Genomic DNA, 12,351 nt, shown 5'->3' on the forward strand with positions numbered 1-12,351 from the left:
AGGCCGCGCTACAGCGCGCGCCGCATCCCCCGGTGCGGGATGCCCGCCTCCTCGTACTCCGGGCCGTAGGGCTCGTAGCCCAGCCGCTCGTAGAAGCCCAGCGCGTGCGTCTGCGCGTGCAGGTCCACCGCGCTCAGGCCACGCGCGCGTGCCGCGTCCTCGATGGCCCGGACCAGGGCCACGCCTATGCCGAGGCCGCGGGCCTCCTGGGAGACCGCGAGCCGGCCCAGCGAGCCGAGGGACGGATCGCCGTCGGTCTTCTCCGCGGCCGTCTCGCCGTACAGCAGCCGACCGGTGCCGAGCGGTACGCCGTCCTCGCGGATCGCGAGGACGTGCAGGGCCACGGGGTCGTACTCGTCGTACTCCAGGTCCTCGGGCACGCCCTGTTCGACGACGAAGACCTGCTTGCGTACGGCGAAGCACGCCTCCAGGTCGGCGGGGTCCTCGGCGACGCGCACCTCGTACGCGCGCGTGCTCATCCGTACGTCTCCTCGCGGACCTGGTCCAGCGCCTTGCTCAGGTCGGCCGGGTAGTCGCTCTCGAACTCGACCCAGTCACCGCTGCCGGGGTGCTCAAAGCCGAGCCGGACCGCGTGCAGCCACTGCCGGGTCAGGTGCAGCCGCTTGGCGAGCGTCGGGTCGGCGCCATAGGTGAGGTCACCGACGCAGGGGTGGCGGTGGGCGGCCATGTGGACACGGATCTGGTGGGTGCGGCCGGTCTCCAGCTTCACGTCCAGCAGGGAGGCCGCGCGGAACGCCTCGATGAGGTCGTAGTGGGTCACGGAGGGCTTGCCGTCGGCCGTGACCGCCCACTTGTAGTCGTGCTGGGGGTGGCGGCCGATGGGGGCGTCGATGGTGCCGCTGGTCGGGTCCGGGTGGCCCTGCACGAGCGTGTGGTAGCGCTTGTCGACCGTGCGCTCCTTGAACTGGCGCTTGAGCGAGGTGTACGCACGCTCCGACTTGGCCACCACCATCAGGCCGGAGGTGCCGACGTCGAGGCGGTGCACGATGCCCTGGCGCTCGGCGGCGCCGGAGGTGGAGATCCGGTAGCCGGCGGCAGCCAGACCGCCGATGACGGTCGTGCCGGTCCAGCCGGGGCTGGGGTGCGCGGCCACGCCGACCGGCTTGACGATGACGACCACGTCATCGTCGTCGTACACGATCTCCATGCCCTCGACGGGCTCCGCGACGATCTGCACGGGCGCGGGCGCCCCCGGCATCTCGACCTCCAGCCAGGACCCGCCGCTCACCCGCTCGGACTTGCCGACCACCGCACCGTCGACCTGGACCTTGCCCGCCGCGGCCAGCTCGGCCGCCTTGGTGCGGGAGAAGCCGAACATGCGGGAGATGGCGGCGTCGACGCGCTCGCCCTCCAGGCCGTCGGGCACGGGCAGGGTTCGGATCTCGGGAATCGTGCTCACCCGTCGAGTATGCCGGACCGCACCGACAGCGCCGTACGCAAGCCCGTCCGGCCCCCGCTCCGGCCGCGGTCAGTCCTTGTGGACGGTGCCGTCCGGGTCCAGGCCGCGGAAGGAGAGCAGGACGATCAGGATGCCGCCGCAGACGATCGCCGAGTCGGCCAGATTGAACACCGCGAACCCCTTGGGCGCGATGAAGTCGACGACCTGGCCCTCGAAGACACCGGGCGAGCGGAAGATCCGGTCGGTGAGGTTGCCGAGCGCGCCGCCCAGCAGGAGGCCGAGGGCGACCGCCCAGGGGAAGCTGTAGAGCTTGCGGGCCAGGCGGAAGATCACGACGATCACGGCCGCCGCGATCACCGTGAAGATGATCGTGAAGGCGCCGCCGAACCCGAAGGCCGCACCCGGGTTGCGGATCGCGTGGAACTCCAGCCAGTCACCGATGACCTCGATCGGCGCGTGGTGCTCCAGCTTCGCGACCACGATCATCTTGCTGACCAGGTCGAGGGCGTACGCGAAGGCGGCGACCGCGAACAGCACGGCGATCCGGCGTCCGCGCCCGGGGCGTCGTTCGTCGTCGGCCCGCTGCTGCTCCGCGCCGGACACGCCGGGTGCCGCCGTCTCCTCACCGCCGTCGTCCGGAGTGTCCGGCGTACCGATGATGCGCTCCGCCTCTGCCACGTGAGTCCCTCAACCTAGGTGCCTGCCTCGGGACGAGACTACGGCACGCCCCACGCGACCCCGATGCTCAGTAGCGGCGTTCCTGCTTCTGCTTGCACTCGACGCACAGAGTCGCCCTCGGGAAGGCCTGCATCCGGGCCTTCCCGATGGGGTTCCCGCAGTTCTCGCAGAGTCCGTAGGTGCCCGCGTCGAGCTTCTCCAGGGCCCGCTCGGTCTGTTCCAGCATCTCGCGCGCGTTGGCGGCCAGCGCCAGCTCGTGCTCGCGGGTGATGTTCTTGGTGCCGGTGTCGGCCTGGTCGTCACCGGCGCCGTCACCGGAGTCCCGCATCAGACCGGCCAGGGCGCTGCCGGAGGCGTCCAGCTCGGTGCGCAGCCGCAGTGCCTCGGTCATCAGCTCGGTGCGCGCCTCCTCGACCTCCTCCGGCGTCCACGGGTCCTCGCCGGGACGCACCGCGAGTTCGCCCGGAGCCGCCGCGGCGACGCGCGCCTTGGGGACGGCGGTCTCCGCCGCCGCAGTGGCCGTGCCAGGGGTCTTCTTCGCAACCACCGTCGTGGCTCCCGTCTGCTTCGCGGCCCGCGCCGCGCCCGCTTTCTTGGCCGTGCTCTTCTTGGCCGTGCTCTTCGCCGCCGCGGTCTTCGTCGCCGCGGCCTTGGACGCGCCCTTCTCCGACTTCCCCGCGGCGCCCTCGGCAGCCTTGTCACCGGCCGCCCTCGTCTCGGCGGCCGGCTTCCCGGCCGTCTTCGTCTCCGCGGCTCGCTTCCCGTCCGCTCTCTTCCCGTCCGCTCGCTTCCCGTCCACTTTCTTCACCGGCGTTTTCTTTGCGGCCGTCTTCCTGGCGGAACCCTTCTCACCAGCCGTTTTCTCCGCCGCGGCGGTCTCCCCCGCACGCGTGCCCCGCTTTCCGCCGCCCCCCTTGGTGTCGCCGTCCGAGGCAGCCGCGACCCCGGACCGGCCGGACGCCGACTGCTGTACGGCGGTCTTCTTCGCCACCATGGCCGCGGCCCCTTCACATATTGTGATCTTGCACGCGAATCGTGCTGGGACGATAAATCGACCTGAGTCCCTCGGCAACGGGGCACGCCGCCCGATCCGCCTGCCCCGCACCCCCCACGCAGCCGGTATGCATGCGTTGTGCCCAGCTCCCCGCGCGGTAATCCGCCGAGCCGGACATCCCGGGATCCGAACACGCGTACCGCGCCATTCGGGTCATCTCGGCAGGTGGACGGCCCGGCGCCACCGGTGCCCGGAAAACGGGTCGGCCGCTGTCCGTGCGGCGCCGTACACTGGGCGCAGCGAGAAGCTTGGATGGGGACGAGTAGCGGCGTACGCAGCCCAGAGCGACCCGGGGACGGTGGGAGCCCGGGGGTGAGCGCGACGTGAAGATCACCCCGGAGCCGCCGGAAGAAAGCCGTGCAGGACCTGCTACGGCGAGTAGAACCGGTTTCGCGACCGCAATGAGGGGGCTCACCGGCGCGCACGGCGATCGGGGAGCCAAGGAGGGTGGTACCGCGGGAGCGCGCCGCACACGGCGTACGGAAGACAAGGCTCTCGTCCCTCCGACGGAAGGCAGCAAGTCCGTTGGAGGAAGCTCGCAGATGACAGCGCCGACGTACCGCCAGGTGCCCGCACAGGTCGACCTGCCCGCCCTCGAGCACGCCGTGCTCGACTTCTGGCGCGAGCAGAAGATCTTCGCCAAGACCCTGGAGCAGTCCGAGGGCCGCCCCGAGTGGGTGTTCTACGAGGGCCCGCCCACCGCCAACGGCATGCCCGGCGCCCATCACATCGAGGCGCGGGTCTTCAAGGACGTCTTCCCCCGCTTCCGCACCATGCGCGGCTACCACGTGGCCCGCAAGGCCGGCTGGGACTGCCACGGCCTGCCCGTGGAGCTGGCGGTCGAGAAGGAGCTGGGCTTCAGCGGCAAGCCGGACATCGAGAAGTACGGCATCGCCGAGTTCAACGCCAAGTGCCGTGAGTCCGTACTCCGCCACACCGACGCGTTCTCCGAGCTGACGACCCGCATGGGCTACTGGGTCGACCTCGACGACGCGTACGTGACCATGGACCCCGAGTACATCGAGTCGGTCTGGTGGTCGCTCAAGGAGATCTTCGACAAGGGCCTGCTGGTCCAGGACCACCGGGTCGCCCCCTGGTGCCCGCGCTGCGGCACCGGCCTGTCCGACCACGAGCTGGCGCAGGGCTACGAGACGGTCATCGACCCCTCCGTGTACGTCCGTTTCCCGCTCACCTCCGGTCCGCTCGCCGGCCAGGCCGCGCTCCTGGTGTGGACGACCACCCCGTGGACCCTGGTGTCCAACACGGCGGTCGCCGCGCACCCGGAGGTCACCTACGTCGTCGCCACCAACGGCGAGGAGCAGCTCGTCGTCGCCGAGCAGCTGGTCGCCAAGGCGCTCGGCGAGGGCTGGGAGACCACGGGCCAGACCTTCACCGGCGCCGAGATGGAGCGCTGGACTTACCAACGTCCGTTCGAGCTGGTTGAGTTCCCGGAACCGGCGCACTACGTCGTGAACGCGGAATACGTCACGACCGAGGACGGTACGGGCCTGGTCCACCAGTCCCCCGCCTTCGGCGAGGAGGACCTCAAGGTCTGCCGCGCCTACGGCCTGCCGGTGGTGAACCCGGTCCGCCCGGACGGCACCTTCGAGGAGGACGTCCCGCTGGTCGGCGGCGTCTTCTTCAAGAAGGCCGACGAGCGCCTCACCGAGGACCTGTTGCAGCGCGGCCTCCTCTTCAAGCACCTGCCGTACGAGCACAGCTACCCGCACTGCTGGCGCTGTCACACCGCGCTGCTCTACTACGCGCAGCCGTCCTGGTACATCCGCACCACGGAGATCAAGGACCGGCTCCTCGAGGAGAACGAGAAGACGAACTGGTTCCCGGAGACCGTCAAGCACGGCCGCTACGGGGACTGGCTGAACAACAACATCGACTGGGCGCTGTCCCGCAACCGCTACTGGGGCACCCCGCTGCCGATCTGGCGCTGCGAGGACGACCACCTCACCGTCGTCGGCTCCCGCGCGGAGCTGACCGAGCTGACCGGCACCGACCAGTCGGGGCTGGACCCGCACCGCCCGTTCATCGACGCGGTCACCTTCGCCTGCCCCCAGTGCGCGAAGACGGCCACGCGCGTGCCGGAGGTCATCGACGCCTGGTACGACTCGGGCTCGATGCCGTTCGCGCAGTGGGGCTACCCGTACAAGAACAAGGAGCTGTTCGAGAGCCGCTACCCGGCCCAGTTCATCTCCGAGGCGATCGACCAGACGCGAGGGTGGTTCTACACCCTCATGGCGGTCGGCACGCTGGTCTTCGACAAGTCGTCGTACGAGAACGTGGTCTGCCTCGGCCACATCCTCGCCGAGGACGGCCGCAAGATGTCCAAGCACCTGGGCAACATCCTGCAGCCGATCCCGCTGATGGACCAGCACGGCGCGGACGCGGTGCGCTGGTTCATGGCGGCCGGCGGCTCCCCGTGGGCGGCCCGCCGGGTCGGCCACGGCACCATCCAGGAGGTCGTCCGCAAGACCCTGCTGACGTACTGGAACACGGTCGCCTTCCAGGCCCTGTACGCCCGTACGTCGAACTGGGCGCCGAGCGCGGCGGACCCGGCTCCGGCCGACCGCCCGCTGCTGGACCGCTGGCTGCTCTCCGAGCTGCACGCGCTCACCGACCAGGTGACCCAGGCGCTGGAGGCGTACGACACCCAGCGCGCCGGCAAGCTGCTGTCCGCCTTCGTCGACGACCTGTCCAACTGGTACGTCCGCCGCTCGCGCCGCCGCTTCTGGCAGGGCGACAAGGCCGCGCTGCGCACGCTGCACGAGGTCGTGGAGACCGTCACCAAGCTGATGGCCCCGCTGACCCCGTTCATCACCGAGCGGGTCTGGCAGGACCTGGTGGCGCCGGTCACGCCGGGCGCACCGGAGTCGGTGCACCTGGCGGCGTGGCCGGAGGCCGACCTGGGCGCGATCGACCCGGAGCTTTCCAAGCAGATGGTGCTGGTACGACGGCTCGTGGAGCTCGGCCGGGCCACGCGCGCCGAGTCGGGCGTCAAGACCCGTCAGCCGCTGTCCCGGGCGCTGGTCGCGGCCGTGGGCTTCGACGCGCTCGACCCGGAGCTGCACGCGCAGATCACCGACGAGCTGAACGTCTCCTCGCTGGCGTCGCTGTCCGAGGTGGGCGGCTCGCTGGTGGACACCACGGCCAAGGCCAACTTCCGGGCGCTGGGCAAGCGGTTCGGCAAGCGGGTGCAGGACGTGGCGAAGGCGGTCGCCGCGGCGGACGCGGCCGCGCTGTCGCTGGCGCTGCGCGAGGGCACGGCGTCGGTGGAGGTCGACGGCGAGACCGTGACGCTGGCGCCGGACGAGGTGATCATCACGGAGACGCCGCGTGAAGGCTGGTCGGTGGCGTCGGACTCGGGCGCGACCGTCGCGCTCGACCTGGAGATCACGGAGGAGCTGCGCCAGGCGGGGCTCGCCCGGGACGCGATCCGGCTGATCCAGGAGGCGCGGAAGAACAGCGGGCTGGATGTGGCCGACCGGATCGCACTGCGGTGGGTGTCGACCGACCCGGCGGTGATCGCGGCGTTGGCTGAGCATGCCTCGCTGATCGCCGACGAGGTGCTGGCGACGGACTTCGCGCAGGGCGAGGCCGACGGCGGCTACGGCGAGCCGTTCGTGGACGAGGGGCTGTCTCTGACGTTCCGGCTGCGGAAGGCGTAGCCGCCGACCCTGGTGAGAAAGGGCCCGGTCTCCACGGTGGGGATCGGGCCCTTCTCGTAGGTGCGGGTCAAAGCAGGTACCGTGCGCGGTTCCCCGCGCCCCTTCCGGACTCCCTCCGCACGCCTGCGGGTCGGCGCCCTGAGCGTGCGCGGTTAGCTGGGTAAGGCCGCGCAACGCGCATAAACAGGGCGGGACCCCGGTTGGTGAACCGGGGTCCCGCCCTGTGGTGCTCTGCCGACGCCGACGGCGTGCTACGCGCCCGCCGTCAGTTGTCGTCCTCGTCGATGAGGAAGCCGCGCATCGGGGACGGCGCCTGGCCCATCGGAGAGGGGCCCTGCGGGCGTACCGGTGCCATCGGCTGGGTCATCGCCGGCGTCATCTGCTGCTGGCCGCCGTAGGACGGCGGAGCGGGAGACGGACCACCCATCTGCTGGTTGCCGCCGTAGGACGGGGCACTCGCGCCGGCCGGGGCCATGGAGGGCGCCGGGGACGGCGGGAGGGAGGCCGCGGCCGGGGTACGCGGCGGCGCCAGGGAGTCGTCGGCCTGGGTCTCCAGCTGACGCAGCTGCGACTCCAGGTACGACTTCAGACGCGTGCGGTACTCGCGCTCGAAGCCTCGCAGGTCCTCGACCTTGCGCTCCAGCGTGGCGCGCGCGGACTCCAGGGAGCCCATGGCGACGCGGTGCTTCTCCTGCGCGTCCCGCTCCAGCGCGTCCGCCTTGGCACGGGCGTCACGCTCCAGACCCTCGGCGCGGCTGCGGGCCTCGCCGACGATCTTGTTGGCCTCGGAGCGGGCCTCGGCGATCGCCTGGTCGGCGGTCTGCTGGGCCAGCGAGAGGACTCGGGCGGCGCTGTCGCCACCGGGGCCCTGACCGGGGCCGCCCATCGGACCGCCCATGGGACCGCCCATCGGGCCACCCATCTGCTGCTGCATGGGGGGCTGGCCGCCCATCGGGCCCTGGCCCATGCCCTGGCCCATCGGACCCTGACCCATCGGTCCCTGGCCCATCGGACCCTGACCCATCGGTCCCTGGCCCATGGGGCCCTGGCCCATCGGACCGCCCTGGCCCATCGGACCGCCCTGGCCCATCGGACCCTGACCCATCGGACCAGGACCCTGCGGACCGCCCTGGCCACTGGGACCGGCCGGCAGCTGCGGGGCGCCGCTCGGCAGCTGCGGGGGGCCACCCATGGGGCCACCCATCTGCTGCTGCGGCGGGCCCGATATGCCGGCGGGCACCGGAGCGCCGGGACCTCGCATGCCCTGCTGCGGCATACCACCCTGCTGCGGCATACCACCCTGCTGGGGCATGCCGCCCTGAGGCATACCGCCCTGCTGGTCCTGCGGCTCCGGAGGCTTGCGCATGTTCTGCTGGTTCTGGGCGGCCGCGCGCGTGGCCGCGGCCAGTTTGGCGCGCAGGTCCTCGTTCTCGCGCAGCAGGCGCGTCAGTTCGGCTTCGACCTCATCGAGGAAGGCATCGACCTCGTCCTCGTCATAGCCTTCTCGGAGGCGGACGGTCGTGAACTGCTTGTTCCGCACGTCCTCGGGGGTCAACGGCATCTCTTCACCTCAACGTAGTCGTCGGCATCGGCAAGACGGTAGGTCACATCGCTCATCACAGCCGACCAACGATCGCGATCAGGATGTAGACGATGATCATCAGTACGAAGAAGGACAGGTCGAGCGCCACGCCCCCGAGACGCAGCGGCGGGATGAACCGCCGCAGAAGCTTGAGCGGTGGATCGGTGACAGTGTAGGTGGCCTCAAGTACGACCACCATCGCCTTGCCGGGTTGCCATGAGCGGGCGAACTGGAACACGTAGTCCATGACCAACCGGAAGATGAGCACGATGAGGAAGCACATCAGCGCGATGTAGATCACATCCAGGAACACGCTCATGGTTCGTGCTTCCCTCTCCCCTGTTCCGTGCTTCGTACCGGTGTTGCGTCTCAGCTCTGGTTGAAGAACCCGCCCTCTGCGATGCGGGCCTTGTCCTCCGCCGTGACATCGACGTTAGCAGGCGACAACAGGAACACCTTCTGCGTCACCCGCTCGATGCTGCCGTGAAGACCAAACACCAAACCGGCCGCAAAGTCGACAAGTCGCTTCGCGTCTGTGTCATCCATCTCAGTCAGATTCATGATCACCGGGGTGCCCTCACGGAAGTGTTCCCCGATGGTACGGGCCTCGTTGTAGGTCCGGGGGTGGAGCGTGGTGATCCGGTAAGGCTCTCGTTCCGACACGACCTTGGGCATGATCACCGGTGCGTTCTTCTCCAGGCTTGCGCGTTCTTGTGTGATGGACGCCACGGGGGCGATACGCGCCGGGCGTCCCGATTCCGCGGATAGCGATGCGGAATGCGACACCGGCTCACGCGGCGCCGGCTGTTGTACCACTCGTACCGAATCGTCCCTTTGGGACTGGTGTGCGCCGTGGGACTGGTGTGACGGCTCATGCCGTCGGTGGTCCCGTTCGGGCTCCGGGTCCAGTTCGGGCTCGAAGTCGTCGTCGGGGTCGAATCCGCGGCCGTCGTACCCATCGTCCTCCACGAGGCCGAGGTAGACCGCCATCTTGCGCATCGCGCCGGCCATGCTCTGAGTCCTCCGCTCTGTGGTGGATCGGTGACGACTGCCAAGTCCCGCGATCCACGTGGCCGTTGTGCCCGTCTTGGGCCGCATTGGCCATATTTTCTGCTGTGGTCCGACTTCTTGGCGACGTTACCCGAGCCTGGGGCGGACGCCGAGTACCGCAGTGCCGACGCGCACATGTGTCGCCCCGGCGGCCACGGCTTCCTCGAGGTCCGCACTCATCCCTGCCGAGACCATGTTCGCAGCCGGATGGGCTCGGCGCAGGTCGGTCGACAAATCCATCAACCGCTCGAACGCCGCCTGTTGGCGCCCCGCGTACTCCCCGGTGAGCGGAGCGACGGTCATCAGTCCGCCGAGCCGCAGCCCCGCCGATCCGGCGACCAGGTCGGCCAACTCTTCGATTCCGCCGGGCGCCACGCCACCGCGCTCACCCCTTCCGCTCGCACCCGCGTCGAGCGCGACCTGGAGGAGACACCCCACCTCGCGCCCGGCCCGCACCGCCTCCTTGGACAGCGCCTCGACCAGCTTGGAACGATCGACGGACTGCACGAGATCCGCGTAACCCACCACGGATCGCACTTTATTGGTCTGCAATTGACCAACAAAGTGCCAAGCAAGGGGCAGATCGGTACATTCGGCAGCCTTGGGGGCGGCATCCTGGTCCCGGTTCTCGGCGACATGGCGCACGCCGAGTTCCGACAGGATCCGCACATCGCTCGCCGGATAGGTCTTGGTGACCACGATCAGGGTCACCTCCGCCCGCTTGCGCCCGGCCGCCGCACAGGCGGCGGCGATGCGCTCCTCCACTTTCGCCAGGTTTCCGGCGAGTTCGGTCCTACGGTCCGTCATGTCCCATCAGTCCAGCCACACATAGCCTGCGAGCCGCCCGGTGGTGCGGTCGCGACGGTAGGAGAAGTGGTCGCCCGACTCCAGCGTGCACACCGGCGACTGCGCCCGGTCGAGCACCCCGGCGCGCGCGAGCTGCGCGTGCACACCGGCGCTCACGTCGACCGCCGGAGTGCCCCAGCTGGTCTCGGCGTGCGCCGCGGGCTCGACGGCGGCCACCTCGGCGCGCATCGCCTCCGGCACCTCGTAGCACCGTCCGCAGACGGCGGGTCCGGTGCGGGCGACGATCCGGGCCGGGTCGGCGCCGAGCGACTCCATGGCGTCGATCGCGGCCGGCACGATGCCCTTCACCATGCCGGGCCGTCCGGCGTGGGCGGCGGCGACCACTTTGGCCACCGGGTCGGCCAGCAGGACCGGCACGCAGTCGGCGGTCAGCACGGCGAGGGCGAGCCCTCGGGTCGCGGTCACCAGTCCGTCGACCGGCGGAGTCTGCCGGGTGGTCCAGGGCCCCTCGACCTCGGCGACGAGATTGCCGTGCACCTGGTTCATCCAGACCACCCGGCCGGGATCCAGACCGAGCGACTTGGCGGCGAGTTCCCGATTGGTCTGCACCACGTCGGGGTCGTCGCCGACCGCCCCGCCCAGGTTGAGCTGCTCGTACGGAGCGGCGCTCACCCCGCCCCACCTGTCGGTGAAGGCGAAGTGCGCGCCGCTCACGGTTTCGCGCTGTCCTATCACGTCTGAAGGATCACTTGAGGAAGTCCGGTACGTCCAGTTCCTCGGCCGCGCTGTCCGTGTAGGAACGCGACGGCGGGACCGGCGGGGCGACCGGGATGTCGGCCACCGGCTCGGGCGCCGGCTCCGGCTCCTCCTTCGGGGTCACGCTGCCGAGCGAGCCGAAGGACGGGCGGGACTCGGGCTGCCGGGCCGGAGTGGGCTCCTCGCGGCGGGCCGAGGACGAGGCCGAGGACGAGCCGAGCACGGTGTCCCGGCGGGCCGGGGGCTGACCCCCGTCGAAGCCGGCCGCGATCACCGTGACCCGGACCTCGTCGCCGAGGGCGTCGTCGATGACCGCGCCGAAGATGATGTTGGCCTCGGGGTGGGCGGCCTCGCTGACCAGCTGGGCGGCCTCGTTGATCTCGAACAGGCCGAGGTCGGAGCCGCCGGAGATGGAGAGCAGGACGCCCCGGGCGCCGTCGATGGAGGCCTCCAGGAGCGGCGAGGAGATCGCCATCTCGGCGGCGGCCACCGCGCGGTCGTCGCCACGGGCCGAGCCGATGCCCATGAGGGCCGAGCCGGCCTCGGACATGACGGACTTGACGTCGGCGAAGTCGAGGTTGATCAGACCGGGGGTGGTGATGAGGTCGGTGATGCCCTGGACACCGGAGAGCAGGACCTGGTCGGCCGACTTGAAGGCGTCGAGGACCGAGACCTGGCGGTCGGAGATGGAGAGCAGCCGGTCGTTCGGGATGACGATGAGGGTGTCGACCTCTTCGCGGAGTTCCGCGATGCCGTCCTCGGCCTGGTTGGCGCGGCGCCGGCCCTCGAAGGTGAAGGGGCGGGTGACCACGCCGATGGTGAGGGCGCCCAGCGAGCGGGCGATGTTGGCCACGACGGGGGCGCCGCCGGTGCCGGTGCCACCGCCTTCGCCGGCCGTCACGAAGACCATGTCGGCCCCCTTGAGGACCTCCTCGATCTCCTCACGGTGGTCCTCGGCGGCCTTGCGGCCGACGGCCGGGTTGGCGCCGGCGCCGAGTCCACGGGTGAGTTCACGGCCGACGTCGAGCTTGACGTCGGCGTCGCTCATCAACAGCGCCTGTGCGTCGGTGTTGATGGCGATGAACTCGACGCCCTTGAGACCGACCTCGATCATCCGGTTGATGGCATTGACACCACCGCCGCCGACACCGATGACCTTGATGACTGCGAGGTAGTTCTGCGGTGCTGCCACGTCGAAGGCCTCTCGCCTCGAATTACGTTGCCGTCGCCATGCGATGCCCGCGTGGGACGGCAGATGCCGATTGGGACGGTCCGTAGCGCCGACCCGAACCCTAACGTTGAAGTTTAGGGTTACCAGTGTGTC

Annotated in this window: 11 protein-coding genes; 1 reads left to right on the forward strand and 10 read right to left on the reverse strand. The window is 70.2% G+C overall.

The window, feature by feature from the left end; translation table 11 throughout:
- Positions 1-8: 8 nt before the first annotated feature.
- The 4 genes from ACWGJB_RS12670 to ACWGJB_RS12685 form a co-directional block, all read right to left on the reverse strand.
- Positions 9-479 carry a GNAT family N-acetyltransferase gene (locus ACWGJB_RS12670; RefSeq protein WP_453380175.1) on the reverse strand — a complete coding sequence of 157 codons (471 nt, stop codon included), beginning with the start codon at positions 477-479 and terminating at the stop codon, positions 9-11.
- Entirely contained in the window at positions 476-1,420 is a 945-nt protein-coding gene (locus ACWGJB_RS12675; RefSeq protein ID WP_453380176.1) for an RluA family pseudouridine synthase, read from the reverse strand. Before ACWGJB_RS12675 ends, ACWGJB_RS12670 begins: the two co-directional genes overlap by 4 nt.
- Positions 1,421-1,489: 69 nt before the next feature.
- On the reverse strand, positions 1,490-2,098 hold the full coding sequence (gene lspA, locus ACWGJB_RS12680; RefSeq protein ID WP_453380177.1) for a signal peptidase II: 609 nt from the start codon (positions 2,096-2,098) through the stop codon (positions 1,490-1,492).
- Between the two features lie 67 nt (positions 2,099-2,165).
- Entirely contained in the window at positions 2,166-3,092 is a 927-nt protein-coding gene (locus ACWGJB_RS12685) for a TraR/DksA C4-type zinc finger protein (protein WP_453380178.1), read from the reverse strand.
- A gap of 602 nt (positions 3,093-3,694) precedes the next feature.
- On the opposite strand from ACWGJB_RS12685, the gene ileS reads away from it, so the two are divergent.
- On the forward strand, positions 3,695-6,832 hold the full coding sequence (gene ileS, locus ACWGJB_RS12690) for an isoleucine--tRNA ligase (protein WP_453380179.1): 3,138 nt from the start codon (positions 3,695-3,697) through the stop codon (positions 6,830-6,832).
- Positions 6,833-7,097: 265 nt separating this feature from the next.
- On the opposite strand, the gene ACWGJB_RS12695 is transcribed toward ileS, so the two are convergent.
- The 6 genes from ACWGJB_RS12695 to ftsZ form a co-directional block, all read right to left on the reverse strand.
- Positions 7,098-8,393, reverse strand: a complete 1,296-nt coding sequence (locus ACWGJB_RS12695; RefSeq protein ID WP_453380180.1) for a DivIVA domain-containing protein — start codon at positions 8,391-8,393, stop codon at positions 7,098-7,100.
- A 55-nt stretch (positions 8,394-8,448) separates the two neighbouring features.
- The gene (locus tag ACWGJB_RS12700; RefSeq protein ID WP_046729537.1) at positions 8,449-8,733 is read right to left on the reverse strand and encodes a YggT family protein; all 285 of its coding nucleotides are present in this window, start codon (positions 8,731-8,733) and stop codon (positions 8,449-8,451) included.
- A 50-nt stretch (positions 8,734-8,783) separates the two neighbouring features.
- Positions 8,784-9,425, reverse strand: a complete 642-nt coding sequence (locus tag ACWGJB_RS12705) for a cell division protein SepF (protein ID WP_453380181.1) — start codon at positions 9,423-9,425, stop codon at positions 8,784-8,786.
- Positions 9,426-9,551: 126 nt separating this feature from the next.
- The gene (locus ACWGJB_RS12710; protein ID WP_453380182.1) at positions 9,552-10,271 is read right to left on the reverse strand and encodes a YggS family pyridoxal phosphate-dependent enzyme; all 720 of its coding nucleotides are present in this window, start codon (positions 10,269-10,271) and stop codon (positions 9,552-9,554) included.
- 6 nt (positions 10,272-10,277) lie between these two features.
- On the reverse strand, positions 10,278-11,006 hold the full coding sequence (pgeF, locus tag ACWGJB_RS12715; protein ID WP_453380183.1) for a peptidoglycan editing factor PgeF: 729 nt from the start codon (positions 11,004-11,006) through the stop codon (positions 10,278-10,280).
- Positions 11,007-11,016: 10 nt separating this feature from the next.
- Entirely contained in the window at positions 11,017-12,219 is a 1,203-nt protein-coding gene (gene ftsZ, locus ACWGJB_RS12720; protein WP_450760010.1) for a cell division protein FtsZ, read from the reverse strand.
- Between the last annotated feature and the right edge of the window lie 132 nt (positions 12,220-12,351).

This window comes from Streptomyces sp. NPDC054813 (assembly GCF_053611365.1).